Consider the following 24,780-nt stretch of genomic DNA (forward strand, 5'->3'; position numbering starts at 1 on the left):
TAAATCCCTCTCCCAAAGGGCGAGGGACTTTGAATCCGGCCCCCCTTCTCCCTTTCTGGGAGAAGGGGCTGGGGGATGAGGGGCAAAGTTGCCAAATTGAGATGCACCGAAGTTCTGATTGGCTTTGTGGCCGGGTCGATAGGCCCGCAGCGGCATTCCCGCAGCGGCAGCGTTACTGATTTCGGCGGAGTCCTTGATGTAGTTGAAACAATGGACCCCAATCTGACTCAGCAAGGCGGGTAAGAGGATAGCGTTTGTTATGAAACAGGATGTAGCAGCGAATCCACCGCACGTAGGTTTGCTCTGTGCGGTAGGAATAGTGCTTTAGACGAACAGCGTCTCAAACCTGGTCGAGGAGTTTCTTAGGACGAGGTTCTGCTTGCGTGGGTAGACCGCCTGAAAGGAGATAACAATGCCAGAATTTTCACAAGAAACCCTGAATCTCTTTTTTCCACAATGGCAGGGTTCAGGAAGACTGGAAATTCATGAAGGTGCTAAACTTCTTTACAAGTCTCTGCACAATAGAATTCCCTTTGCTCAGATTCCTAGCTCTCTAACTTATTCGCTAGTTGGGGATGAAAATATTCTGGGATACAGCCAAATCTTTTCTCAACTTCTAGATGCTTGTAAGGTGATTCAGGCTCATAGCCCAGAACGTATTTTAACTATTGGAGGAGATTGTGGCGTTGAAATTGCTCCAGTTTCTTTTCTAAATAAAAAATATGCTCAAACCTTAAATGTCATTTGGTTAGATGCTCATGGAGATTTGAATACACCTAGTTCATCTCCTAGTGCTCATTTCCACGGAATGCCGTTGCGCGTTTTACTGGGTGAAGGCGACGCAGACATAGTGAATCAAACTTTTTCAACATTACGCGCAGAGCAAGTATTTCTGATTGGGGCAAGGGAGTTTGATGCTCCTGAAAAAAGTTTTGTTCAGCAGAAAAAATTATCTATTTTTTCTGCTGAATCAATAAACGATGGGGATATTGATCGGTTATTCTTAATGCTAGACAAGACTAATGCTGACAAGCTTTATATCCATCTTGATTTGGATGTAATCGAGCCTGAAGAATTTCCTCATGTGGCTTGCCCCACATCAGGTGGGATATACATAGAAAGACTCAGGGATTTATTAGTTGGCTTGAGAAACAATTTTGATGTAGTGGGTTGTAGTGTGCTTGAGTTCTTACCTACGGGGTCTAAAAACTTAGCAACCTTAGACGTTATCAAGCTGCTTGATAATATTAGTTTGCCGCTCCTGGTAGCCGCATAATCATTGCAATGCAGCGGATGGGAAATATCTCTAGTACTTGTTAATAATGTAGGTATAACAATCCCATTTGACTTCTGAAGACCTTCGTAGCGTGGGTGAAGCGAAGCGTAACCCACGGAACAAGAGGCTTGCCCAAGGCTCATGCAGGATCGCTATAGTAACAAGCACTAGACAACTTTCATCAACTTTAACGCCTAACCCTTGACCCTATACCTAGGTATAAGGAGTAGGATTTCACCATGGAAAGGTCGCAGAGTGAGAGCCATGTTCCAAGTCGGTGAAGTCTCGCGTCGGTTGAGCCTCAATCCCCAGACCCTTTATTTCTACGAGCGGATTGGGTTGATGCCCAGTCCCCAGCGCACGGCAGCGGGCTATCGCCTCTACGATCAGCCTGCTCTGGATCGCCTGACCTTTATTACCCAAGCTAAAGCTCTAGGGCTGAGCCTGGACAACATTAAGGAACTGCTGGCGTTGCAAGACGGGCAGCAGTTGTCTTGCCAGGAGGCATACGATCGCCTGCTCAAAAAAGTGCAACATATTGACGAGACGATCGCTAAGCTGCAAACCCTGAGAACACAACTGGCCCCTCTCCTCGATCAGTGTCAGCGAGGCATAGAGCAATCCCAGCCAGGGCAACAGTGTGTGGTGTTTGACCAGCACTCGTTCCCGCCTGCTGGTTAATTGTGACGCAACCTCTCCCATCCCTTCACCATCACGAGGTATAGACCGATGACGACCCTTCACATTGAGATTTTGGGTACAGGCTGTAAGAAATGTCAGCAGTTGGAGGCCAATGCCAAGGCGGCGATCGCCACCCGCAACCTAGACGCTGACATTGCCCACATCACCGACACCATGGAAATTGTCAAACGTGGGGTGATGAAAACCCCGGCTCTGGTGGTCGATGGCAAAGTATTGAGCCAGGGCAAGGTACTGGACCCCACTGATATTGAGGCTCTCTTGACCGCAGGGAACTAGACCTCTGGGTTCTGCTCGGGGATGCAAAAGCCTCCTGGGTTAGCAAAAAAGAACCCGGAGGTCTGAACGAGATTAAGGCTTAGCGTTATTCACATCACATCTCCCCGATCGCATCGGAGAGGAGGGTAGTTTTATGCATTTTTGGAAGTCGGAATGGAAACCGCTGCTGTGGATTGTGGCGGGGTTTCTGGTGTGCTTTTATCTGCCGGTGGAGGCGATTCAAAACTCGGAGCGGTTGCGCAATGCGGTGTTTGAGTCGCTACATCTGGTGCGCTGGTATGCCCAGGAGCATGTGCTGCTGTGCCTGATTCCAGCATTTTTTATTGCCGGTGCGATCGCGGTTTTCATCTCCCAAGACGCGGTGATGAAATACCTGGGGGCCAACGCGAACAAAGTGCTCGCCTACAGTGTGGCCTCGGTGTCGGGCACCATTCTGGCGGTGTGTTCTTGCACCGTACTGCCGCTGTTCGCCGGGATCTACCGTATGGGGGCAGGGCTGGGGCCAGCGACAGCCTTTCTCTACTCTGGCCCTGCCATCAACGTACTGGCGATTATTCTCACGGCACGGGTGTTGGGCCTCCAGTTGGGTATCGCTAGGGCCGTTGGGGCGATTCTCTTTAGTGTGGTGATTGGGCTGGTGATGGCCTTTATTTTTCGCAAGGAGGAGCTGGAGAAAATCGAAGCCCAAGCCGGATTGCCGGAGCCAGAGGTCTCTCGCCCGCTATGGCAAAATACCCTGTTCTTTGGAGTGATGGTGGGTATTCTGGTATTCGCCAACTGGGCTAAACCCGCTGAGGCAGCGGGCACTTGGGCCGCTATCTATGGGGCTAAGTGGTGGATTACCGGAGCCCTAGGCGTTGCCTTGGCGGCCATTCTAGTGCGTTGGTTTGAGCTGAATGGGGGCAAAGTCATGCTCGTAACCGGCGTTACCGCCGTGCTGGCCTTTCAGTTTGCCGCGCAGCCGATGATTGCCTTTGCGGCAGCGGTGATCGGGCTTTCGTGGCTGACCAGCACCAACAAAGACGAGGCTGGCGAATGGTTTGAGACCACTTGGGACTATGCCAAGCAGATTTTGCCACTGCTGTTTTTTGGGGTGGTGGTGGCGGGAGCCTTGCTTGGTCGCCCTGGCCAAGAGGCGCTGATTCCCTCCCAGTGGATTATCTGGGCAGTCGGGGGCAATTCGATTTTCTCTAATTTCTTTGCGTCGCTGGCGGGGGCGTTTATGTATTTTGCCACCTTGACCGAGGTGCCGATTTTACAGGGACTCATTGGCAATGGCATGGGACAAGGGCCAGCCTTGGCGCTGCTGCTGGCGGGGCCGGCCCTATCGCTGCCAAACATGCTGGTCATTCGCAGCATTATGGGCACAAAAAAGACCGTGGTATTTGTGGCTTTGGTGGTAGTGATGGCGACGATTTCGGGGATAGTGTTTGGCGCGATTTGGGGATGAGTATTGGTTTGACAGGTTTGCTAATTGGCGATCGCTTATCCCTCCCTCCCCTTGACCTTATACCCATATACAAGCTCTACCATCAGTACAGCCGCCCTCGGGGTAGACCTTGGGACACTACACATTCACCCTGAGTTGATCTTTCAATTGTGTGCTTAATGAAAAAGCGTTTTCTTGGCTTCTATGATTGGGAGCCTTTATTTTGGGGATCTTGCAGCGAATAGCGAATAATGTAAAATAGGATCGACTGTTAAATCTCTATTCTGGAAGGGGGGTAAATAAGTCTTCAGGAATATACTTAATAAATCGAGATGGCTTTCCTTTCCATGTTCTGGTGGTTTTTACTGCGCTAGTTAAATAAACAGCTTTACGTGCTCGTGTAACAGAAACATAGAAAATTCGACGTTCTTCTGCAAGATCTTTTTCATTACTGTGAGTTTTGTAAAAAGGAAGTACATCATCTTCAAGTCCAGCCAAGAAAACATAGTCAAATTCTCTTCCTTTAGATGCATGTCCTGACATAATCTGGACAGCACTATATCCTGCCAAACGATTTATAGCGTCAGATAGGTTTAACCCGAGAGACTGCGCTTCTTGCTTTAAATCATCAAGCATTTTATGTAAATTACTTAGCAATCGATTCGCCTCAGTGGAACTCCAGCATACATCTTGAATGAGAGTCTCCAGGCACACTATCTCGCAAATAGTCTCAACTTTTTCAGGAGAAGGTTGGAAATCCAGCTTTTCTAACAGACAGTCGCGAATTCTTATTGTAAGGTCTAGAGCATCTTTATCTCCAAGACGATTGGATATTCCTTCATCTTCAATAACATCTAATACTTTTCGTAGTTGAATACTAGAATTCAGATCACAAGACAAAGACAGAATTGCCAAGCCTAAGGATATCTCCCATGAATCTTGGAAGTTTAATCGACTCCTGTCAAACCAATGAATCGCAACCTTATCTAGCTCCGTCAATATTTCATTTACCCTTGCTCTATTTCGGGTAATAACTGCAATCTCACCCAAGGTTTGAGTTTTATTTTCGATTACCAATTGCGCAATCCACTGAGCTATCTGAACAGATTCAGCATTGTGAGTGGGAAACTCACGTTTATACAAAGATCCAAGATTTTTTGACGCAGCTTGGATTTCCTTAGGTGCCCGATTGATTTCGAATCCGATTATAGCTTTAGCTGCATCAACGATAATTTGATCAGATCGAAAATTGGTTCCCAGAATGATTTTTTCGGCATTAAGTGATTTTTCTATTCTAGTGACATTCTCCCTGACTGCACCTCTAAATCTATAAATTGCTTGATCATCGTCTGCTACTATGGTACTCCCAACAGCATCTTTTGCTAGAAGAGAGATCATTTCAAGTTGCTGAAGATCGCTATCTTGGAATTCATCAGCTATGATGTAACGGAAGAAGTTTTTAAAGAGCCTACCTGCTAAAACTGATTCTTGCAATAAGCGAACTGCTAATGCCACTAAATCTCCAAAGTCAAGGGCATTTCTTCGAACAAGCTCTTCTTGGTAATTTGTGTAAGCAATGCGTAATTTCAGATCTAAACTATCATCATTGTGCCCTGGATAAATCCCTTTTCTTTTGAGTCTTTCGAGTGTTGATTTGAAATTACTAGATGAAACCCCCTTTAAACACTTGGATTTTACATTGCTAATAATCTCTTCTTGTACATCCTTTTCAAGTAGTTCAAAGTTCTCTTGGATGCCGACATCACTTCCATAGCATCTTAACAAATAAGACCCAAATGCATGAAACGTCCCTATCCAAACCCGACTTAATTGTTGAAAACCTTTTGCGCGTAGTCGCGATCGTATTTCATTGGCAGCAGCATTAGTAAAAGTTATTGCCAGTAAACCATAGGGTTCCGGAATGATATTATTCTCAAAAATATAAGATATTTTCTCGATTATGGTGTGGGTTTTGCCACTCCCAGGTCCAGCGAGGACAACAGTATGTCCAGTTGTTTTATGAACAATATAATCTTGTTCTGGTGTAAGAGTCATAAGAGTTACTCATTATCAGCAGCTTTCTCAACCTCTCGTCTAATCAACTCAGCATATTCTTGACAGCCACATCTTTCTATTGAATCAGCTACAGCTAGCCTGACTTCGTGCTGAATCAGTAAACTATCCTCCGACTTTCCTATAAATTGAATAAGGCTGTTAGGAGTTTCCTCTAATTGCATCTCTGCCAGAAAGCATGTCAATCTTTCAGAATAATTGGATAGTAGAGTTTCTCGAATTACATCATAGAAACCCGCAGTGCAAGCACGCTGCTCAAAATAATTATCCACAGGAATACCACCTATACTTTCTAAAACAGCTTTTCGTATACTGTTAGCATAGCAATCAGGAACACGCTTCACTTCTGCTGCCGTCTCGGCAACAGCACGTGCTACTGGAATTTTAAGATTGTCCCGTTTTGCTATGAAAGATGAAATCCCTACTGGATCTTTTCTGAGATTTTCTTTTTCCAAGTGTGAATCTAATGCTTTGGATTGTGAGTCATGTTCTGGATCTGCATCTTTAATTGCTTGAATTACAACACCTAAGTATCCACTTCTACATATCTCTTCCTCAAAACATTCGCTTGCTCCTATCCAACCTACTTCACTTAAAGTTTTTTCGCGTTTTGTTTTTATTTCAGGTATATCTTGTTTGCATGCAAGACATGTATCCTTATCTATTAAGCCAGAATGATATGCTGCATCAACTAGTTTATTTGTATTCTCTAGTATATCGGTGTCATACGTAACTATTACAGGAATTTTGAATTGATCACTTTGGCAGGATCTAATGATAAAGGAATACTGCTTATATCCACCTGCTGATACTATAGAGATCCCATCTCTATCCAAATCACAGCCCAATAATTCAGCAAAAGCTGGTAATGCAATTAATTCACTTTCACCCTCAACAATTAGGATGGCTCTAGAGAAGAAAACCTCAGCTTTTCCCTCTCGCATAAAATGGCTTAATTCTTTGCGGGCAGTGCTCCCTAACTTGCTGGGATCCAACTGATATGCTTGGGTTTCATCTGAGGCTATAGAACGCAAAAGAATTAAACTGAAGGGATCAGCATATTTAATAATTGAAGGAGAATGCGTTGTGAGGAATATTGGTGCATTAATCTCAGCTAGATCCTTAAATAAGGAACGTTGTGCATGAGGGTGCAAATGGGCTTCTGGTTCCTCAACTGCTAAAATAGGAGTACCTCGATCTTCTGATGCTACACGATGGCGAAACATTGCTATCAAAGTCAGATTTTGTAATCCCGTTCCATGACGGGATATGTCTGACTGAATAGAACCGACAGTTTTTCGTATGTTTAGTCGAAAACCTTGCACTAATCTGGATGTATCTTCGCCTGCAATGGCAACAAGTATTTCACTTTGTCCTCCAGGCATATATGGTGTCAATTGCTTAGTCAAGCCCTGAGCGAGCTTTGATATGTCTTGTCCCTTGCTCAGAGCATTATTGGCATTACAAAGATGACTTTTTACATCGTCTTGCACGTCTGTAAAGTCTATTTCACTTAACAATTGAGCAAGCAATCCACGTCCTGTTGCGCGTGTGTCACGTGTTGCGTCTCGAACTGCATCTAGGAAATAAAGTGGCACGGCACGAACCATTCGACGCGACATCGAAATAGGGTTGTTAGATCTTCCATTTGGTGGAAGTAGTTGAGTTATCCAGGTATAAATTCCATCATCGTCCAGCTCAAATTTTCCCTCAATGGTGACAAAAGTCTCTTCACCATCTTGCTCTATACGCTCTCTAAAGCACGTTTCCACTTCAATGTGCTTTTGAAGGTCACCAAGTTCCACTTTTATTGAAAAATAGTTTTCTCCTGCCACCCTTGCATTGTCATTAATATCTTCTTGTGACAAAGCAAGTCTTAAGCTCTCTGCCTGTGGATCAAAGAGTAAACGGAGAGCATGAAGAAAATTAGATTTTCCAGCATTGTTTTCCCCAAGAATGACCGTTACACCCCTTGGGAATATATCTACTCTACGTAAATTTCGAAAGTTTCGAATAGATATTTTGCGTATTTTCATAAATCTTTTTTGCGTAAATCTAAAATTTTGACGGCATCTTAACTGAGCTTAGTTTCTTTAAGATTATTGTGTCTGTGATCATCATCACAATGAAAACAAAATTAGAATCTACTACAAGTTCACGCAACCAGATCAAATATAAATCAGGCTTGTGGGGCATAGTCACAATGAGTTATATACTATCCATAATCTACCAAGGCGTTAGTATCAAAGCGTCATGAAAATCTCTGCCGATACTACTGAAATCATTGGTCACACACCTCTAGTCAATCTGACCATTTACCCGAATGGTGGGAGAACTCACAAACCGAAGCTGCTGGGCCTGGGCCTCGGACTCCACCACAATTTTGTAGAACTCAACCGCTGTATCGGTGCTGGCGAGAACGGGCTGAAGGGTCGCAACCGCCTGCTCCAGGTTAGCCAAGGAGCCCGTACACCGAGAGCAGGTGGCCAAGTCAAGGGCCAGCAGTTCGATGGTGAGGGTGCGCGGTAGGGTCGTTGTCGGATTCATCACAGTCCTCCTGCGTTGATGTTCACCCAGGTAGACGACGAAGTTGCAAAAAGGACGCAAAAGTTGCAAAAACCCTTGACCTTATACCCAAGTACAGGCTTTACCATCAGCACAGTTGCTGCTTAAGCCGTTCCTAGCTTCAGGCCCGTTGCAACCATCATCCTATCGTTTTCATAACTACATCGTTTTATGGTTAACCGTCGTCATTTTCTCTCTGCCGGTGCTGCCCTCACCGCCGTGGGCTTTGCCGCTACCCCCCAGGCCCAAGCGGCTGAGGCCCAGCGCCCAGCACCCGCCGGAGCCATCACCTTCTACGCCGAAATCCGCGTGGCCGAACCTGAAAATGCCGCTCTGCTGGAGAACATCCAGGCCCAGTCTGAATCGCTGCAAGCTGCGGCTGGATTTCTCAGTCTCTCTGTGAAGCAGATGACTGGCGACTCGACGATGGTGAAAAACTACCCCGAAGCCTATAAGGGGATGCTGGCAACGGCCTATGCCGATGCCGTAGCAGCCCACTCCCTGCCCTACTTCTACTCGCTGTTTGTGCGTTTTGCCGATTACGCCAGTCTGCAAGCCGCCCAAGTTGATCGCTGGTTTGACACGGTGGTGATGCCCCATCTCCACGCCTACGCCATGACTCCAGAGGGGCCACAGAAAACGCCCCTGATGCTGGAGGCGTACAGGGGTCTGTATCAGACAGTGGTGGCGGGCGATCGCACCGCCATCTATCGTCAAGCCGAGGAAATTCTAGCCTTTCTACGCCGCCCAGTGGATTTGCCTGATCGCCACTACATCACCGTTGGCAACCACGTCATGATTCAGGATGGGGTGCTGCAACCCTTTGAGGCCAAAACCGCAGAGCTGCTGGCGATCGCCCAGCAGACCTACCAGCCTGCCGCCACAGATACTGGACTCCCCGGTGCCGTTGACAACCGCCACTACCGCAAAGCCGTCAGCACCGAAATTCTCCGTAACGCCTTCCCCGATGGCGATCTGCGGGCCTATCTCATGCATGGAGTGTGGGAGTCGGTATGGGATCACGAAAACTCCCACCTCGACCCCCGCTTTAAGCAAACCGCTGCCCCCGTGGGGGCCATGGTGGTCAGCGGTCCGGTGGAACCCTTCTATGAAACCCGACTTGTTCGGATGCGCTGGTAGGAGGCATCCACGAGATGCAAGATGGTGTGAAACAAGCAGGCCAGAGCCTTGAGGGTTAGTTCAGTTGAGTAACCGCAACCCTTGAGTACGTCCTGCAACAGGCTCTCGAAGAACTGCACACCCTACTATTGCATCTCGATCCAGCTCAGCAAAAACCATTACTCATATAGCAATTCTATTTAATTCCTGAAGACCCTCGCAGCGTGGCTGGGAAGCATAACTCACGGAGGCAGCAGAGCGCTTGACAATGCCTTGGCCTTGGCCTATCATTCAACCACATGGTTGATTCAAGTGTTTCCCTTAATAAAATTTTTGGTGCCCTCGCCGACGTGACACGACGAGACATCCTTGAACGGGTATCGAGAGCAGAGTGTACTATCAGCGAATTAGCGGAACCCTATGCGATGTCCTTGGCCGCGATCGCAAAGCACATCAGTGTGTTGGAGAAAGCCGGACTTATTACCAAGCGTCGAAGCGGCAAGGAAAAAGTGATTCTGATTCAACCGAAGACCTTCAAAGTAGCCGCAGCATATCTCAGTGAGTATGAAAAAATATGGAGTGCCCGTTTTGATGCTGTAAGCCTTCAGGGGTTCACGAAGAATTAAGGGTTTCAGGGTCTCGATAGGGGTTAAGGTAGGCTCATGAGTGAAGGCAACCCTAAGACCAAAGGGAAGCGGAAGCGCGGCGGCCAACCGGGGCACAAAGGATATTCCCGCAAGCTGTATCCCCTATTAGAGCGGGAAGCGCTGAAGTGGTACTGACCCTCAAGTACTGGCCAAAAAAGAGGTGGCGGTAGCGTGGTGCCAGCACGCCTCTGACTATATGCAGCAGCATGGGGGCAAACTGTGGCGTTATGTGCTCATTCCCCATGATGCGATCGCGGAAAATATGACCCTCACAGGGCTCGCCAATCGATATATCTAATCTTCCCGCAGCGATGGCCCCCGTGCCTGTTCAGCTTATGCCTGGAGGGCTGTTTTACCCCCCAACCCCTTTATCAAACAGCCTCTAACGGCGACCGTAGAAGGTGACCTCGACATCGGCGTACCAGCCCGGTGCCATATTTTCGTACAGAAAGACCCGAGAAACCTGGTAGTAGACGCCATCGTGGAAGAGGCAGTCGCCGACGCGGGGAATGATCGGATAGGCGGCAAACCATAGGGCATCTTTGACTGGGGCTTTGGGGTTGGTGTTGCGGGCGGCGAGGTAAAACACCTGCACCTTCAGGCCGCTGCTACTGGGGGGGGAAGAGGCGGGGGGCAGAGCGGGTTGGGGTTTGGCCTTGGGGGAACGGCGTTTGGCGCGGGGCTTGCGCTCGGGCTGATCGGAGGAGGAGGTTTCGTCCACGGGCTTCAGAAAATAGCAGGGCCTATTGGGAGTGTATAGCGGTTCCCATAGCGGTATACAGTCCCAATCGAGTACACCCAAGGTAGGAACGCATGGCTGTGTGCCCTCAGGAATGGACTTAAAGCCATCATCTTCGGGGAATGATCTGGCCTTCGGGAGGATTTGGCGGTGGGGGTAAAACCGGGGCAATCCGGGTGGGAGAGAAGGCTTGTGCTCCCAAACTACGGTGGAGTGTAGCCCCGAGGATGCTGCCCAGAAGAGCAACGCTGCCAGGAAGAAGGGGCAACCAGCCCCCCTGGGTAAAGATCAGGATTGGGATGCCGATGGCCAGTCCCAAGCCGACTCCCGTTACTATTCCTAACCACAGCAGCCGTTGGCAGCGGCTGCCCCACAGTCCCCCTGCGGTGGACAGGGCGAGTATCCAGGCTATTTCTGCCCCATCGGGCCAGGACCAGGGGAGACGCTGGCCATCGAGGGCGACTGCCAAAATTTGATGGGTCATGTGGGCGTGGAGCATGACACCTGCCATGAGGTGATCCTGATCCGTTGTGGCCCCTCGGCTGTAGGGGGTATAGAACAGATCCTTGGCGGAGGCAGCGGTGGTGCCAATGAGAACAATGCGATCGCGAATCCAGTCCGGCTCAAACTCCCCCGCCAGCAGATCCCCCAGACTGAGACGACGGGCCACAGTGGGGCCAGTGCCATAGCGCAGGGCTACCTGATATCCAGCATCATCAATGGCTTGATACCCGCCAAAGGTGCGAGAGAGGGGATAGAACGTGGTGCCCGCCAGGGCAAAGTAGGCGGAATTATCAGGGCTGGAGTCCAGGGTAATGTCCACCGCCGCCAGATATTGGAGCGCCAACCGTAGCGCAAAGGAATACATCACCGGGCTGTCAGCATCATTCCCGGTGCTGGCAAGCAGCAAGTTACGACGAATGACACCATCACTATCCACGATCAAATCATTAAAGCCCACCCGTTCCGGAGGCACCGACGCCGGAGGGGGAATGGTATCCTCAACGCGATCCCCTAATTTTGTAATCGCCACCACATTGGGGGCATTCAGGGCCGTCAGCAGTTCCGCTTGTCCCTCTCCCTGGGGCAAATCTCGATGCAGGTCCAGCCCAATGACCCGAGGCTGGTGGATTTGGAGTTGGGCGATCGCCGACGCCACCGTCTGATCCGAGGGCGTCGGTTGCTGAAGTTGCTGGAGATCCGTCTCTGTAATCTCCACCACGAGCAACCGGGGGTCCGGGCCAGTGGGAGTCTGTTGCTGGTGAAGCCGGTCGTACACCATTAATTCCAGAGGAACCCAGCCCCCCACCTGATGAATTCCCAGGACAATAGCCGTCATAGCCAGGGCAGCTATTCCCCCACCCCACGGGACGCGCTGGGTCAGGGAGGACGGTCCCAAACTGGTTTCCATCCCGTCCCAGGACTCTGGAGCAGTGAGGGTTGGGAGAATATCCAGATCCGCCAGCGCGTCCTGGGCCGTCCGATAGCGACGATAGATTGAGGGTTGGGTAAGGCGGTTGAGCCAGATGCCTAGCCCAGGACTGAGGGGTGGAGCGGCACCCTGCCAAAGAATTTCCCCCGTGTCGGGATGCTCGGGCAAATCATTGGGAGGTCGCCCCGTCAGGGCTTGAATAGCGGTCATCCCCAAGGCATAGAGATCACTGCTATAGCGAGGACGCCCCGCCAATTGCTCAGCGGGGGCATAGCCCTGGGTACCGATACTGACGGTGGGCTGGCCTAAACTAGCGGTCTGGATCTCGGTAGTGATTTCCTTCACCGCCCCAAAGTCAATCAGCGCAATCTTGCCATCCTGCCGCCGCATCAGGTTGCTGGGTTTGATATCGCGGTGGATCACCTGCTGCTCGTGGATGAAGGCTAGGGTCGTGAGCACATCCCGCAGCAGCTCAATCACCTCTGCTTCCGGCAGGGGTTGACCCGACCGCCAGAGATCACTGAGGGGCTGGCCCTCTATGTAGTCTTGGACCAGGTAAAACTCCCCCCCGGCTTCAAAAGCATCCAGCAATTGGGGAATACGATCGTGCTGGCCTAGACGACCCAACGCCTTAGCTTCGGCGTCAAACAGACGACGGGCCGTGACCATAAATTCTGGGGACTGACTGCCAGGAGTCAGGTGCTTGACAACACAAAGCCCATTGCCCTCCTGTTCATCCGCTGCTAGGTAGGTTTTACCAAACCCCCCCATGCCCAATAACCGTAAAAGACGATAGCGCCCAACTAGAGTCGTCCCAACCATGCCTCAGCGGTTCCAGAGACCGGGCCGGACTGGGTTGAAGCCTCCATCCCCGGATTACCCAACAAATACAACAACTACAGCAACTACAGCCTCAGCCTGTTCCTATCCCAAGTCCAGCTCGAAATCTGGAGTTTCCCCACCAGAAACACTCCACGTCTGGACTTGGGATAGGTTTAGAGCCTTAATTATCAATTGCTAATTGATAATTTCCCCAGCGTCCCAACTCCCAGCAGGTTTCCACCCTATGCCCTATTTTAGGGAGTGTTGAAAAGACTGTCAGATCCAGGGGGAGAAAACTGCTATGGTCGCTAACCACCGCACTTGTCTCCGGCGGCGGACCCGATTGAGCTGGAGCAGGATGGCCCTTTGGCGCTGGTCTAGCGCCTTAAGGACGGCGACATCCATGGCCATTACGCTTTTGGTCAGTTGTCTGACCGCATTGATCCTAATGGCAGTGGCAGCTCCGAGGGTAGCCTTAGCCCAGGTTGAGGAGGCTCTCCCGCCCATCCTCAATCTGGAAACGTTAGCTCCACCAGAGGTGCAGGCCCTCTTCATGGAGACGGATAAAACCGTGGCTCAGGCCCCTGTCTACCTAGATGGTCGTGTCGTGTTTCGGGTGGCGGCCCCAGCCCAAACCACGGCCACAGACCCTCACCTCAGTGCCCCAGAACGGGCTCGGGAAATTGAGCGGCGGCTCTACCGTATTGCCCAGGATCGCAGGGCTCCAGAGACGATTGAGGTGACCCGAGAATTGGATGGTGAGAGCAACCAACCAATCATCTTTGTCAATGGGCAAGTGCTGCTCACAGTCACCTCTCTGGATGCCCAACTGGGGGGAACCGGTAGCCTCAGATTCCGGGCGCTGGAACTGTCTCAGGCGGTAGAGCGGGCCTTGGTACGCTACTACCTAGAACGCCAAAGGAGCTTTCTCTGGGAACAAACCCGCTGGGGAATAGCCGCTCTGTTGGGCGTGATCTTGGGGAGTTTTGCGATCGCACGTAGTCGAGAGAGTCTGCGTCACCGTCAGCATCGCCGTCGAGAGAGACGCGAGACCCCCACCCTAGAGCCCACCATGGCCCTACGCCAGACCCTCATTAGTCATCGAGAAGAGCGCATATATCAGCTTCAGCACCTCTGCTTACAACTCGTGCAGGTGGCGTTGTGGTTGGGACTAGGCTTTTTCCTGGTCGGTCTCTATCCCTATAGCCGCTGGCTACAACCCTTAATCATGACCGCGATGCGGTTACCCTTACGATTTTTGTTGATCCTGGCCATTGCCTATGGCCTAATCCGTCTGAGTGAAGATTGGTTAGAACGCCTCTTTCTCGCCATGCAGGAGCAGGCAAATCAACCCCAAGAGCGATGGTCTTCCAGATCGGGGCTGAGGCCGTCCCAGCGTTTGGCCCTGCGACTATCCACCTTTTCCGGGGTGATCAAGGGCACAGTGGCAGTGACCATCGGCCTGAGCGCATTGCTAGTGATGCTAACTCAACTGGGGGTACAGATCGGGCCACTAATTGCCGGGGCTGGGATCTTGGGCATTGCCCTATCCCTAGCTTCCCAAAACCTGATCAAAGATTTAATTAATGGCTTTCTGATTCTGTTAGAGGACCAGTACGGAGTAGGGGATGTGATCATCGCGGCAGGGGTAGCGGGTTTTGTAGAAACCATGAACCTCCGCATTACCCAGCTTCGCAATGAGGAGGGACGGCTGATCACAGTGCCCAATGGCCAAATTGATGTGGTGCAAAATCTGTCTAAGGAATGGTCACGGGTAGACCTGCTGATTCCCGTAGGACTGACGGCGGACCTAGATGTTGCCCTCGCCCTAGTGAACCAAGTCGCCCTAGATATGAGTCAGGATGGAGTTTGGGGATCTTTGATTTTGGAACCACCGCTGTTGCTGGGGGTAGAGAAGCTAGACCACACCGGAGCAACCCTGCGCCTCTGGATTAAAACTCAACCCCTGAAACAATGGGATGTAGCTCGGGAATATCGTCGTCGTCTCAAGCTAGCCTTTGAGCAGGCCCAGATTCCCATTGGGGTGCCGCAACAGCGTATTTTTGTGGTGAATGATGGAAACTCCATCTCCGATTCATTCCCAATGATGGCTCTAGGCCATCCCAATGGAGATCAATAGCGGCGGTTTCCAACCGCCACTCCCCCACTCCCCACTCCCCAATCCGGGTCACCCGGCGACAACAGGGCGGGTTTTGAGCCTCCCATCCCGGATTCCCCATTAGATCCAAGCCAAACCTGCCCCTACAGGATTTACCCCAATACCCCATCACTCCCCCACTCCCCCACTCCCCCACCCCCCCAGTACCGACGATGATCATCTCTCCCGGTAGCGTCCTTTCTGCAACCCCAGCCCTGGGCCAAGAGCGCACGGGCTATTGGCGGGGCTGGCCTGTGCGCTATCGGGTACTGCTGCCAACGGAGCCAGCAGCACGGCAACGGCCTCCAGTGTTAATGTTGCACGGCTTTGGAGCTAGCCTGGACCAATGGCGAGACAACTTTGTCGCCTTAGCTCAGCACCAGCCCCTCTATGCCCTTGATCTGCTGGGGTTTGGTGGCTCCGCTAAGGCAGCCACCCGATTTAACATTGACCTCTGGGTAGCCCAGGTCCATGACTTCTGGACCCGGTGGCTGGGACAGCGACCCATGATTGTAGTCGGCCATTCCCTAGGAGCCCTGGTGGCATTGTCGATGACGGTTGCCCACCCCAAAGCGGTGGAACGGTTGGTGCTCCTAACCCTGCCAGCGGCCCGAGAGGAACTGTTACCAGGTTGGGCCGACACCCTGTCGCGACCATTAGAGCGCTGGTTCTCTACGCCGCTGCTAATTCGCCCCCTATTCTATTGGGTGCGTCGTCCCGGCATTATCAGGGCCGCCCTGCGGGGCATTTATCAAGTGCCGCAGCGGGTAGATGCCGATCTGGTGGAGCAGTTTGTTGCGCCAACCCGCGATCGCGGTGCCGCCCGGACGCTCTGTTATTTAGTGCGATCGCGCACAGAGCCCCAATTTACTCCCGCCACCAAAGACTTAGTCCATCAACTGACCCAGCCCACCCTACTCCTATGGGGCGAGGCCGATCGGGTGATTCCCCTCACCTGGGGACAGGAGTTAGTTAAGTTGAGCGATCGCCTGTCCCTGGTGGTAATTCCCAAGGCAGGCCACTGTCTCTACGATGAATACCCCAACCCGATTAACCAGCAAATTCTGTCCTGGCTCCAGTTGCCAGACTCCCCGCCACCGCCCTAGTAATGCTTGGCGGAAATAGGCTTACGATTCTGCCGCACCAGCCCAATATTTTCTGGTCCCCTCGCCCCCTGGGAGAGGGCTAGGGCTTCGGCGTGAGATCAGCCGAACGGTGAGGGGCCGAGGTGTGCCACGATGGAACGGTCAGAGTATTTACGCCGCACCGCCCTAGGCCATGAGTATTTCCGCCACCTTGCCAAAGATATGGCTAAGGGGGTGGTCGGGAAACCGAAGACAAAAAATATCACTGCTCCCGAGCTGGATCATTTCCTCCGTCAAAGGCAGAATCGCCGCCACCGGGGCTCCATAGGTGCTTTCGACTTCCGCTTTCAGAGCATCAAAATCAAAGGAGGAGAGGGCCTTATTCACCATGATTAGCATCTTAGGCACCTCCAATCGGCGAGCAATATCCACCGTGACGGCAGTGCCCTGAAAATCTTGGCGATCGGGCCGCATAATCAACAACAGCACGTCGGAGATAGTTATAGAGAGCAGCGTCTCTTCATTGAGACCAGGATGGGTATCAATAAACAGATAGTCCAGGTCAAGGCGGTGGATGAGTTCCTGAAAGCCGTCGTTGAGGAGGCCCACATCGTAGCCTTCCCGCAGAACTCGGGCAATTTCCCCGGCCCGCAGGCTAGAGGGAATTAGGTAAATGGCACTTCGATGGCCCATTTGGGCCGGTCTCTGACCATCGCTGCCCACACCATGGAGCACAGAGGTGACATCATAGGCCGCTTCTTCAACAGAGCAGCGTCCCCACAAATAGTCATTTAGCGATAGCGCCATTTTGCTTTCATCAAAGCCAAACAGCACGTGAATCCCCGGAGATTGAATATCCGTATCCACAATGCCAACCCGATGGCCATGGCGCGCCACCGTAGCCGCCAAATTTGCAGTCGTATTCGACTTGCCAGTACCGCCCCTAAAGGAGTGAACAGACACGACTTTTACCATGGCTCACCTGCTGTTCTCTCTGACGTGACGATGACTAAATGGAAGGAACTTGGCCGCTGTGGGAAGCAATGGGAGGGGAACTGCCTTAGTTTTACCACGATGCTTCAACTTCCCTCGGGGGTCTTGGATGGATTGGGCACTTTCATAATTCAGAGAGAATCGCGATCGGGCAAAGGACTTTGGTAATAAACCGTACCCTGAACATTGTCCTGGAAGAGCCATCCCCGATCAATGAGCTCCTGCAGAGCCACCGACACCGCATGGGGATCTCCCTCCACCTGGGCCAACACCTCAGCCGGAGGCAAAGCACCCCGACGAATGACCGCCATCAGCACCTGCCGTTGCAGGGGAGACAGATCCAGAATGCCAAAAAACGGTTTACCCTGGGATTTCCCAAAGGGTTTAGCCAGAATTCTGGCTAAACCCGATGCCGACGATGGCGGCGTCACCGCCTGGGCGAGGGTTGCCATGGCCTGAGTGAGGGGATGATCGGGGTAATGGAGGCAAAAGATGCCGCCGCTGGCCAATTGCACCATCTGCTCACTCAGAGGGAGAATAACCCCAACGGGCAGATTGTAGGTACTCTCAACCTTTTGCTTCACCTCATCCTCCACCAAATCAGGTAAGACCTGGCTAGGCACAAGCCAAATATCACGATCACCTAACTTCTTAAGCACCTCTAGAATGACGGCAGTACGCTGAAAGTCATAGGTGTCAATTTGGAGCATCAGCACCACCGTATCCGCTAGGGCTAGGCTCAGAAGACTGTCATCGTCTAGGGTGGGCTGGGTGTCAAAAATCAAACAAGTGAGGTGCAGATCCCGTTGTAGTTGAGAGAGTGCTTCACTTGGGGTGCTCACACTGTAATGGTGCTGAAGATCTAGGAGATGGGCACTAATGCCACCAGGCTGGGGTAACGTCGGCACCATATAAATTCCGGGTTGACGCCGCTGGGGGGCAGTACCATAGTTCAGAGTTTGTGCCTGCATCACCCGAGGCTGGGCCGGATCTAACTGAAGCCAGGAGTAGGTGCCGGGTACCTGTACCGCTGTTTCGTCTAGACCAAAAAGAACACGAATACCCCCGCCCCGAGGATCGGTATCTAGAAGCCCCACCCGCTGCCCCTGTTGCATCAATAAAACAGCAAGATTGGCCGCTAGGTGGGAGCATCCAGCGGCATGGCGGCAGGCGTGAAGCGCAATGATACTGGGCATGGAGGGTATCAGCAGGGAGCTTGTCCGAAGGGGCTGGACAGAACAAGGGGAGTTAAGGATGGTTTTAGTGTAAACCTAACCTTTCCCTTTCTGTGGGGGATTTGTTTTCCCGAAGCCTTCACTTGAGGGCGGGGATAACTTGTCACGCCTATTCTTTCGTTAAACCCCTGCATGATTACGATGTGGCATCGATTTACAGGCTGGTTAAATCTGTCGTTTTCACGAAGGCTTCAAACTGAGCCATGAGTTCCGGATTGCGCCAGCCCTGGCGCACCTCTCCCCACATGATCTCCAATGCTTTGGCGATGGAAAAGGCGGGTTTATAGGGACGCTCGTTGGTGAGGGCGTCGTAGATGTCGATGATTTGGAACACCTGGACCAGGAGAGGAATGCTATTGCCGACCAAGCTATCGGGGTAGCCACTGCCGTCCCAGCGTTCATGGTGATGGCGAATAATGGGCAGGACACCGTGCATGGTGCGGAGGGGACGGCAGATATTTTCCCCTAGGAAAACATGTTGCTGCATGATGGCCTGCTCGGTGACGGTGAGGGGACCCGTCTTGAGCAAGACTGCGTCGGGAATGCCCACCTTGCCGATGTCATGGAGGTAACTGGCCCACATCAGGTCTCGGATCTGGGAGGCGGGCAGATCCAGGTATTCGCCGAAGGTGCGGGCCAGTTGGGAGAGGCGTTCGCAGTGGTCCCCCGTGTGGGGATCGCGACTCTCGACGGTGCGGGCGATGGAAAATAGGGCTTCGCTGGCATGGTCGAGGTCTTCGTTCAGGCGCTTTTGGTGAATTAGCGATCGCACTCGAGCGGAAAGTTGAAGTTGGTCAAAGGGCTTGGTGAGAAAATCATCCCCCCCCGCCTCAATGCCCTTGAGACGGGCGCGGCGATCGTCGAGGGCCGTGACAAAGATGACGGGGATAAGGCGCGTGTTTTCATTGCGCTTGAGTTGGCGGCAAACCTCAAAGCCGTCCATTCCTGGCATACTCACGTCTAGGAGCACAATGTCGGGGGTTTGGCTGGCGACCCGCTCTAGGGCTTGGTACCCGTCCCCAGCTTCCAGCACAACGTACCCCTCTACCGACAGCAGGGCCACCGCTGTCATCCGACTGGGAGGATTATCATCCACCACCAAGACTTTGGCAGGGTCGGAACCGGAGTAATTCACGGTGAGATAACGTTGAGCTTGGCTGACCACAGGCATGGAGACGCGATTCATAAACACACAGCCCTATTCAGCGATCGTCGCTTAGGTTCCGGGTAACCCTTGAGGAGCATTTGAGGGATTGACGGAAAATAATGTAGGTTCGACTGGTTTAACTTAGCTTACTTTACTAACCTTAGCGATAAAGGCTATGGCTGGTTAGGGGTGATCAATAAAGAGTTTGTGAGGAACAAGGCTGAACAGGCCATGCTAAAGGCACAATTTCGCTGGCTCCAAACGTCTGCCCCCTCTCCAGATCTCGCTTGGCGGCAAGCGGTGGCGACAGCGGCGGGGGAACCGGAGCCCCTCCCCGAGACGACAGCCCAACTGCTATGGCAGCGGGGATGGCAGGATCCGCAGGTATTAGGGGGATTTCTCAATCCCGATCGCTATGTTTCTACCCCGCCCTGGGCCTTTGGTGGGGAGATGGAGTTGGCGATCTCACGGTTGATTCAGGCCCGCGATCGCGCCGAAAAAGTCGCCATCTGGGGGGACTTCGACGCCGATGGGCTGACGGCGACAGCGGTGCTGTGGGAGGGACTGGGACAGTTTTTTCCCCAGCACCAAGCGTTGAAATATTTTATCCCCAATCGGTTTACGGAATCCCATGGCCTCTCCCACCGGGGACTCGATCACCTCGCTGCCTGGGGTTGCAACCTGATCGTCACCTGCGACACAGGGAGCACGGCTCATCGGGAATTGGACTATGCCCAAGAGCTGGGCATAGAGGTGATTGTCACAGATCACCACACCTTGCCGGAGACCCGCCCCCCGGTGGTGGCCCTCATCAACCCCCGTCAGTTGCCCCCAGAACATCCCCTAGCGGATCTCTCGGGGGTTGCCGTGGCCTACAAACTCTTAGAGGCTTTGTACGAGCGCCTGCCGGGGGTCGCCCAGCAGCCCTTGGCAACGCTGCTGGATCTGGTGGCCATTGGCCTAATTGCAGATCTGGTGGCCCTGCGGGGAGACTGTCGCTACCTGGCTCAGGTGGGGCTGCGGACCCTAGAACGGCAGGCAAAGGAAGGACTGCGCCCCGGTATTAGCAAATTGCTGGAGCTGTGCAAACGCACCGGAGATCGCCCCTCCGATGTTGCCTTTGGCCTGGGACCTCGTATCAATGCGGTCAGTCGCATCCATGGGGATGCCAGCTTTGGTGTGGAGTTGCTGACGAGTCGAGAACGTCCCCAAGCTGAAGCCCTGGCCCTAGAGGCAGAGCTGGCTAATACCCGCCGCAAAGATCTCCAGGCCCAAGTCCTGGCGGATGCCACCACTCGGGCCGCCCAACTGGATCTCGCTACGACCCAGGTCATCGTCCTAGCGGATCCCCAGTGGTCACCAGGGATACTGGGGCTGGTAGCCAGTCAACTGGCCCAGACCTATGGCCGCCCCGCCATTATGTTTCAGACTGATTTGCCCATTGGCGATAGCGTTTCCCCAGCGGAGAATAGCCCGGTTGCCGCCCTGCCCATGGCACGGGGATCGGCGCGGTCGGTAAATGGTATTGATCTCTATGGGCTGGTGCAGGACCAAGCCCATCTGCTGACTCGATTTGGGGGCCACCCCTTCGCAGCGGGCCTAAGTCTGCCCTTGACCAACCTCGATCTATTCATTGAGGGCATTAATCGATCCCTGCGATCGCACCAGGCCAGCGAATCCCTCACCCAAATGCCATCCCTGACGGTTGACCTAGCGGTCACCGTTGCCGACCTAGGGCAGGATTTATTCAGGGCTCTAAAGCGACTGGAACCCTACGGTATGGGCAACCCCACGCCGCGACTACTACTACGGAATGTCCAATTTACAGCGGTGAAGGAGCACGCTATCCGCGATAGTCTTCGACCAGCCGCTGGCCATCGCAACGGAGGCAAACAGCGTTTCTATAAAGTGGAATTCCGTCTCCAGGACGAGAGTGACACCCACAGCTTCCCCGGCCACTGGTGGGGCCACCGCCGGGACGAGGTACCGGAAACCCCCTGCGATGTTGTAGTGGAGCTGGATGTAAACTTTTACCGTAAACCGGCCCAATATGAAGTGCGATTGATCGATCTCCAATCCACCGTCCCCGAGACGACCGCCACCGCCGCTACTCCCGGTAATTGGATTCTGGATCAGCGCTCAGATCCCCCTCCCCATCCCCTTCCGCCCGCCGTGGCCCACTGCCCTGCCGACTGGTCCGAGTTTCCCCCCTCACCCCATCTAGTCCCCCCGCTGACATTGGCCTATCCCTTGCCCGATGCCCCTGCCCCAGAAGCGTTGTGGCAAGACTGGGTGGGCCTCGCCAAATACTTGGCCCGCACCGAGACCCCCACCACTCTGACTGCCCTCAGCCAGCGATTAACTCTCAGCCTTAAGACCATCACCGTGGGGCTAGACTGCCTGAAGCAATTGGGTTTTACGGTAAATCTTGCGGGGGCAGAAGCTGGGGCAATTAGTGGCTCATTACATATTGGTCGGGCTACCGAAACAGATCCCACTGCGATGACGGAAGACTATTCCCAGATCGCGTACCGCTTTCTACAAGCGGTACGCGAGGAGCAATTCCGCCGTCGCTATTTCTATCAGGTCTCTCCGGCAGTGGTACAACAGGTCTTGGTTTCTCGATAATGCAACAGGTCTTAGTTTCTGGATATAGCGACATGCGGTTGGATTGCGTACATCCCTGAGGGCGCACAACCGTCACTAGTATCAACATTAAGCGCAAAGCTCTGGCAGGACTGCAACGTAGTCCTGCCCCCACCCTGCGGGAAGAGCAAAGCTCTACATCCCCCTTGCTTGAATATCAGGGCATCACTCGCGTGGCTCTGACTTCCCTAGCGGACAGTGCCGCGCAGGGCTTCGGTATCGACAGCGGGGAGTAGATAGAGGCGCAGCAGGTGACCTGCGATCGCAAGTTGCCGGGGCAATTTCCGCAGTCCCTTCAACCACTGGGGTTGATTGGTTTGATCGATGTGGCTTAGGGCCAGGTTGTGGTCGGCGCAGCGTTGCAGGCGGTCATAAAAGGCGGGATGATCCACATTCAAGCAGGTGGGGAAAGCTCGCCCTGCCGTGGCGTTGGTTTCCCGAATCACTGCCCGATCAAAGTCTATGGGGTCTAACCCCAACATGCGGTAGAACTCAGCCCGTTCGTGGACGGTCAGGGCATGGGTGGCGAAAACCGTGAGCAAAAAGAAGCGACTCCAGAGCCGCCCCTGCCAGGTTTGCCACATTTGGGGTTGCGATCGCAGTAGGGCCTTAAAGATATCGCCGTGGCGGTTTTCATCCTGACACCAACTCTCGAAGTAGTTGAACAGGGGATAGAAATTGTTTTCAGGATGCTGCTCCAGGTGGCGAAAGATGATGATATAGCGCCAGTAGCCAATCTTTTCCGACAGGTAAACCGCATAGATAATCCATTCCACCGGGAAAAAGGTATAGGTGCGCTTTCGGGTCAGTTTTTGTAGATCCAAGGTGATATGAAAGTCCCCCATGGCCTTGTTGATAAACCCCGCATGACGCGCCTCATCCCGTGCCATCAGGTGAAAGATTTCCGCCAGTAGGGGATTCCGTCCCTTGAGCTTGCGGGACAATTCCTTGAATAGGATAAACCCAGAAAACTCTGACACACAGGATCGTTCCAGGTAATCAATGAAGGCCCGTCTCTCGGCCCCCTGAATGTGATCCCAATTGCCCTTGAAGTCTTCATTACGGGTGAAGTGATAGCGGTTATAGTCCGCCCGCATCTCTGCCACCATGGCCTGGAGCGCTTCTTCCTCTCGGGAAAGGTCGAGGCCAGCCGCTTTATCAAAGTCAGTGGTGTAGAAGCGGGGAGTCAGGATGTTCTCTGTGATCGCAGCTTTGACAACGGGGGATGGCGTCAGGGTTGAGGTCATGGCGTATAGGGTAATGACTTAAATGGTTTGGGAATAGTTTGAGGTGGTTTTGGATCATGGTATAGCCCACAGATCTTTTTTACATCAAGACGGTATTTCCAGGGACAAGAATTCACATTTTTGAAATCTAAACCCCAAAATTTTACTTTGATTCACCTAGTGACGCCAAGGTTCCCAGCAATCTCAGGCTTAAGTAATGGGAAAATTGTAAAGAGAAATATTTTACTTTTATAGCCTTATAAATTCCAATAAAAGGAGTCATAAACTTCTGATTTAAGGGTTGACAAACCAAGCAATCGTTCTAGAGTAAGTAAAGCTTTTGTTTTGAATAGTGACCGCTTTTTAGATGAATAATTGATAGCAAGAGAGGTATCACCATGACTGATTTAGCCCAACAATTACGCCTGGGTACTCAACAGGCCCATACCACCGCCGAGAACAGCCTATTTATGAAATGTTTTTTGGATGGCATCGTGGTGGAAAGTACTTTCCGTAAGCTGCTGAGTAATCTCTACTGGGTTTATCGCACCCTAGAGACCGCCATGGAGGAGTATCGAGACCATCCCATCGTGGGGCCAATGGTGTTCCCAGAAATCCAACGCACGGCCAAGCTCCAAGAGGATTTGCAGTTCTACTACGGGGAAGCTTGGCGGGATGCTATTGGCCCCGAAATTACCCCAGCAGGCCAAGTCTATGTGACTCGGCTGCAACAGGTGACGCGGGAAAACCCGGCGCTGCTGGTGCCCCACAGCTATGTGCGCTATCTGGGAGATCTCTCTGGGGGGCAAGGGTTAAAGGGCATTGTCCGTAAAGCGCTGAATCCACCGCCGGATCAGGGTACGGGCCTCCATGAGTTTGACCTGCTGCCTACACCGGAGGCGAAGCAAACCTTTAAGGAGCGTTATCGAGCGGCCCTGAATCAACTCCCGGTGGATGAGGTACTGGCGGAGCAAATGGTGCTGGAAGCCCAGCGGGCCTTCCATCTCAACTGTGCGGTCATGGCATCCCTGGATGGGGAGATGGTGTTGGCGCTGGAGCCCGCAACCCTACAGCGGCTTCAGGATGCGCATCGCCCCGGCAGCACCCAAGGGGCTCCTGCTATGGCCTCCTAGGACACAGATCTGGGGGCTGTAAGGGGGCTGTAACAGCAAAAGAAGGGACAGGCCAGAGGCCGATCCCACAAGGGTAA

21 protein-coding genes and 1 pseudogene are annotated in these 24,780 nt (G+C 52.5%); 11 read left to right on the forward strand and 11 right to left on the reverse strand.

Annotated elements, in window-relative coordinates; all coding sequences use genetic code 11:
- Positions 1 to 172: 172 nt before the first annotated feature.
- Positions 173 to 325 (reverse strand): annotated as a pseudogene (locus LEP6406_RS34870) (phage integrase N-terminal SAM-like domain-containing protein); the annotation flags it as partial.
- 87 nt (positions 326 to 412) lie between these two features.
- Between LEP6406_RS34870 and LEP6406_RS0216045 the strand changes: the two are divergent.
- The 4 genes from LEP6406_RS0216045 to LEP6406_RS0216060 all read left to right on the forward strand — a co-directional run bounded on the left by LEP6406_RS0216045 (position 413) and on the right by LEP6406_RS0216060 (position 3,704).
- Positions 413 to 1,276: an arginase family protein gene (locus tag LEP6406_RS0216045; RefSeq protein WP_008317626.1), complete on the forward strand. Its 864-nt coding sequence runs from the start codon at positions 413 to 415 to the stop codon at positions 1,274 to 1,276.
- 264 nt (positions 1,277 to 1,540) lie between these two features.
- A complete protein-coding gene (locus LEP6406_RS0216050) occupies positions 1,541 to 1,957 on the forward strand; it encodes a heavy metal-responsive transcriptional regulator (protein ID WP_008317627.1) in 417 nt (138 codons plus the stop codon).
- A 48-nt stretch (positions 1,958 to 2,005) separates the two neighbouring features.
- Positions 2,006 to 2,254, forward strand: coding sequence for a thioredoxin family protein (locus LEP6406_RS0216055; protein ID WP_008317629.1), 249 nt, complete (start codon positions 2,006 to 2,008; stop codon positions 2,252 to 2,254).
- A 133-nt stretch (positions 2,255 to 2,387) separates the two neighbouring features.
- A complete protein-coding gene (locus LEP6406_RS0216060; protein WP_008317631.1) occupies positions 2,388 to 3,704 on the forward strand; it encodes a permease in 1,317 nt (438 codons plus the stop codon).
- 258 nt (positions 3,705 to 3,962) lie between these two features.
- On the opposite strand, the gene LEP6406_RS0216065 is transcribed toward LEP6406_RS0216060, so the two are convergent.
- The 3 genes from LEP6406_RS0216065 to LEP6406_RS28445 form a co-directional block, all read right to left on the reverse strand.
- Positions 3,963 to 5,738 (reverse strand): ATP-dependent helicase, encoded by a 1,776-nt coding sequence (locus LEP6406_RS0216065; RefSeq protein WP_008317633.1) that lies wholly within the window; start codon positions 5,736 to 5,738, stop codon positions 3,963 to 3,965.
- 5 nt (positions 5,739 to 5,743) lie between these two features.
- Positions 5,744 to 7,792, reverse strand: a complete 2,049-nt coding sequence (locus tag LEP6406_RS0216070) for an ATP-dependent nuclease (RefSeq protein ID WP_008317635.1) — start codon at positions 7,790 to 7,792, stop codon at positions 5,744 to 5,746.
- Positions 7,793 to 8,054: 262 nt separating this feature from the next.
- Positions 8,055 to 8,303 (reverse strand): DUF2703 domain-containing protein, encoded by a 249-nt coding sequence (locus LEP6406_RS28445; RefSeq protein ID WP_008317637.1) that lies wholly within the window; start codon positions 8,301 to 8,303, stop codon positions 8,055 to 8,057.
- A gap of 189 nt (positions 8,304 to 8,492) precedes the next feature.
- On the opposite strand from LEP6406_RS28445, the gene LEP6406_RS0216080 reads away from it, so the two are divergent.
- From LEP6406_RS0216080 to LEP6406_RS32965, 3 genes are all read left to right on the forward strand, one after another.
- Positions 8,493 to 9,461 carry a hypothetical protein gene (locus LEP6406_RS0216080; RefSeq protein ID WP_008317639.1) on the forward strand — a complete coding sequence of 323 codons (969 nt, stop codon included), beginning with the start codon at positions 8,493 to 8,495 and terminating at the stop codon, positions 9,459 to 9,461.
- 278 nt (positions 9,462 to 9,739) lie between these two features.
- Positions 9,740 to 10,066 carry an ArsR/SmtB family transcription factor gene (locus LEP6406_RS0216085; protein WP_008317641.1) on the forward strand — a complete coding sequence of 109 codons (327 nt, stop codon included), beginning with the start codon at positions 9,740 to 9,742 and terminating at the stop codon, positions 10,064 to 10,066.
- Positions 10,067 to 10,247: 181 nt separating this feature from the next.
- The gene (locus tag LEP6406_RS32965) at positions 10,248 to 10,385 is read left to right on the forward strand and encodes a hypothetical protein (protein WP_155834705.1); all 138 of its coding nucleotides are present in this window, start codon (positions 10,248 to 10,250) and stop codon (positions 10,383 to 10,385) included.
- Between the two features lie 84 nt (positions 10,386 to 10,469).
- Here the strand turns inward: LEP6406_RS32965 and LEP6406_RS28450 are convergent, their stop codons facing one another.
- The 3 genes from LEP6406_RS28450 to LEP6406_RS34875 all read right to left on the reverse strand — a co-directional run bounded on the left by LEP6406_RS28450 (position 10,470) and on the right by LEP6406_RS34875 (position 13,485).
- Positions 10,470 to 10,808, reverse strand: coding sequence for a hypothetical protein (locus LEP6406_RS28450; RefSeq protein WP_008317644.1), 339 nt, complete (start codon positions 10,806 to 10,808; stop codon positions 10,470 to 10,472).
- Positions 10,809 to 10,935: 127 nt separating this feature from the next.
- Positions 10,936 to 13,080: a CHASE2 domain-containing protein gene (locus LEP6406_RS30440; RefSeq protein ID WP_008317646.1), complete on the reverse strand. Its 2,145-nt coding sequence runs from the start codon at positions 13,078 to 13,080 to the stop codon at positions 10,936 to 10,938.
- Positions 13,081 to 13,356: 276 nt separating this feature from the next.
- Positions 13,357 to 13,485, reverse strand: a complete 129-nt coding sequence (locus LEP6406_RS34875) for a hypothetical protein (protein WP_263971187.1) — start codon at positions 13,483 to 13,485, stop codon at positions 13,357 to 13,359.
- Between LEP6406_RS34875 and LEP6406_RS28460 the strand changes: the two genes are divergently transcribed.
- Together LEP6406_RS28460 and LEP6406_RS0216115 are read left to right on the forward strand one after the other, a co-directional pair.
- Positions 13,484 to 15,220, forward strand: coding sequence for a mechanosensitive ion channel family protein (locus LEP6406_RS28460; RefSeq protein WP_008317648.1), 1,737 nt, complete (start codon positions 13,484 to 13,486; stop codon positions 15,218 to 15,220). The genes LEP6406_RS34875 and LEP6406_RS28460 overlap by 2 nt on opposite strands.
- A 191-nt stretch (positions 15,221 to 15,411) precedes the next feature.
- The gene (locus tag LEP6406_RS0216115; protein WP_008317650.1) at positions 15,412 to 16,344 is read left to right on the forward strand and encodes an alpha/beta fold hydrolase; all 933 of its coding nucleotides are present in this window, start codon (positions 15,412 to 15,414) and stop codon (positions 16,342 to 16,344) included.
- Positions 16,345 to 16,509: 165 nt separating this feature from the next.
- Here the strand turns inward: LEP6406_RS0216115 and LEP6406_RS0216120 are convergent, their stop codons facing one another.
- The 3 genes from LEP6406_RS0216120 to LEP6406_RS0216130 all read right to left on the reverse strand — a co-directional run bounded on the left by LEP6406_RS0216120 (position 16,510) and on the right by LEP6406_RS0216130 (position 19,737).
- Complete coding sequence (locus tag LEP6406_RS0216120) at positions 16,510 to 17,298, reverse strand: MinD/ParA family ATP-binding protein (protein ID WP_008317651.1); 789 nt, start codon at positions 17,296 to 17,298, stop codon at positions 16,510 to 16,512.
- 149 nt (positions 17,299 to 17,447) lie between these two features.
- Positions 17,448 to 18,512: a CobQ/CobB/MinD/ParA nucleotide binding domain-containing protein gene (locus LEP6406_RS0216125; protein WP_008317653.1), complete on the reverse strand. Its 1,065-nt coding sequence runs from the start codon at positions 18,510 to 18,512 to the stop codon at positions 17,448 to 17,450.
- Positions 18,513 to 18,705: 193 nt separating this feature from the next.
- Entirely contained in the window at positions 18,706 to 19,737 is a 1,032-nt protein-coding gene (locus tag LEP6406_RS0216130) for an HD domain-containing phosphohydrolase (protein ID WP_008317656.1), read from the reverse strand.
- Between the two features lie 192 nt (positions 19,738 to 19,929).
- Here LEP6406_RS0216130 and recJ point away from each other — a divergent pair, with 192 nt between their 5' ends.
- A complete protein-coding gene (gene recJ, locus LEP6406_RS0216135) occupies positions 19,930 to 22,326 on the forward strand; it encodes a single-stranded-DNA-specific exonuclease RecJ (protein ID WP_008317657.1) in 2,397 nt (798 codons plus the stop codon).
- 206 nt (positions 22,327 to 22,532) lie between these two features.
- Here recJ and acsF read toward each other — a convergent pair whose 3' ends face one another.
- Entirely contained in the window at positions 22,533 to 23,591 is a 1,059-nt protein-coding gene (gene acsF / locus LEP6406_RS0216140) for a magnesium-protoporphyrin IX monomethyl ester (oxidative) cyclase (RefSeq protein WP_008317658.1), read from the reverse strand.
- A 377-nt stretch (positions 23,592 to 23,968) separates the two neighbouring features.
- Here acsF and LEP6406_RS0216145 point away from each other — a divergent pair, with 377 nt between their 5' ends.
- The gene (locus LEP6406_RS0216145) at positions 23,969 to 24,703 is read left to right on the forward strand and encodes a biliverdin-producing heme oxygenase (RefSeq protein ID WP_008317660.1); all 735 of its coding nucleotides are present in this window, start codon (positions 23,969 to 23,971) and stop codon (positions 24,701 to 24,703) included.
- Positions 24,704 to 24,780 lie beyond the last annotated feature (77 nt).

This window comes from Leptolyngbya sp. PCC 6406, from assembly GCF_000332095.2.
In the GTDB taxonomy this organism is placed as follows: Bacteria; Cyanobacteriota; Cyanobacteriia; order Phormidesmidales; family Phormidesmidaceae; genus PCC-6406.

What these genes read in the sequence shown, in the direction of transcription:
- LEP6406_RS0216045 (WP_008317626.1), top strand. Translation starts at nt 413, where the DNA reads ATGCCAGAATTTTCACAAGAAACCCTGAATCTCTTTTTTCCACAATGG.
- LEP6406_RS0216050 (WP_008317627.1), top strand. Translation starts at nt 1,541, where the DNA reads ATGTTCCAAGTCGGTGAAGTCTCGCGTCGGTTGAGCCTCAATCCCCAG.
- LEP6406_RS0216055 (WP_008317629.1), top strand. Translation starts at nt 2,006, where the DNA reads ATGACGACCCTTCACATTGAGATTTTGGGTACAGGCTGTAAGAAATGT.
- LEP6406_RS0216060 (WP_008317631.1), top strand. Translation starts at nt 2,388, where the DNA reads ATGCATTTTTGGAAGTCGGAATGGAAACCGCTGCTGTGGATTGTGGCG.
- LEP6406_RS0216065 (WP_008317633.1), bottom strand. Translation starts at nt 5,738, where the DNA reads ATGACTCTTACACCAGAACAAGATTATATTGTTCATAAAACAACTGGA.
- LEP6406_RS0216070 (WP_008317635.1), bottom strand. Translation starts at nt 7,792, where the DNA reads ATGAAAATACGCAAAATATCTATTCGAAACTTTCGAAATTTACGTAGA.
- LEP6406_RS28445 (WP_008317637.1), bottom strand. Translation starts at nt 8,303, where the DNA reads ATGAATCCGACAACGACCCTACCGCGCACCCTCACCATCGAACTGCTG.
- LEP6406_RS0216080 (WP_008317639.1), top strand. Translation starts at nt 8,493, where the DNA reads ATGGTTAACCGTCGTCATTTTCTCTCTGCCGGTGCTGCCCTCACCGCC.
- LEP6406_RS0216085 (WP_008317641.1), top strand. Translation starts at nt 9,740, where the DNA reads ATGGTTGATTCAAGTGTTTCCCTTAATAAAATTTTTGGTGCCCTCGCC.
- LEP6406_RS30440 (WP_008317646.1), bottom strand. Translation starts at nt 13,080, where the DNA reads ATGGTTGGGACGACTCTAGTTGGGCGCTATCGTCTTTTACGGTTATTG.
- LEP6406_RS28460 (WP_008317648.1), top strand. Translation starts at nt 13,484, where the DNA reads ATGGCCATTACGCTTTTGGTCAGTTGTCTGACCGCATTGATCCTAATG.
- LEP6406_RS34875 (WP_263971187.1), bottom strand. Translation starts at nt 13,485, where the DNA reads ATGGATGTCGCCGTCCTTAAGGCGCTAGACCAGCGCCAAAGGGCCATC.
- LEP6406_RS0216115 (WP_008317650.1), top strand. Translation starts at nt 15,412, where the DNA reads ATGATCATCTCTCCCGGTAGCGTCCTTTCTGCAACCCCAGCCCTGGGC.
- LEP6406_RS0216120 (WP_008317651.1), bottom strand. Translation starts at nt 17,298, where the DNA reads ATGGTAAAAGTCGTGTCTGTTCACTCCTTTAGGGGCGGTACTGGCAAG.
- LEP6406_RS0216125 (WP_008317653.1), bottom strand. Translation starts at nt 18,512, where the DNA reads ATGCCCAGTATCATTGCGCTTCACGCCTGCCGCCATGCCGCTGGATGC.
- LEP6406_RS0216130 (WP_008317656.1), bottom strand. Translation starts at nt 19,737, where the DNA reads ATGAATCGCGTCTCCATGCCTGTGGTCAGCCAAGCTCAACGTTATCTC.
- recJ (WP_008317657.1), top strand. Translation starts at nt 19,930, where the DNA reads ATGCTAAAGGCACAATTTCGCTGGCTCCAAACGTCTGCCCCCTCTCCA.
- acsF (WP_008317658.1), bottom strand. Translation starts at nt 23,591, where the DNA reads ATGACCTCAACCCTGACGCCATCCCCCGTTGTCAAAGCTGCGATCACA.
- LEP6406_RS0216145 (WP_008317660.1), top strand. Translation starts at nt 23,969, where the DNA reads ATGACTGATTTAGCCCAACAATTACGCCTGGGTACTCAACAGGCCCAT.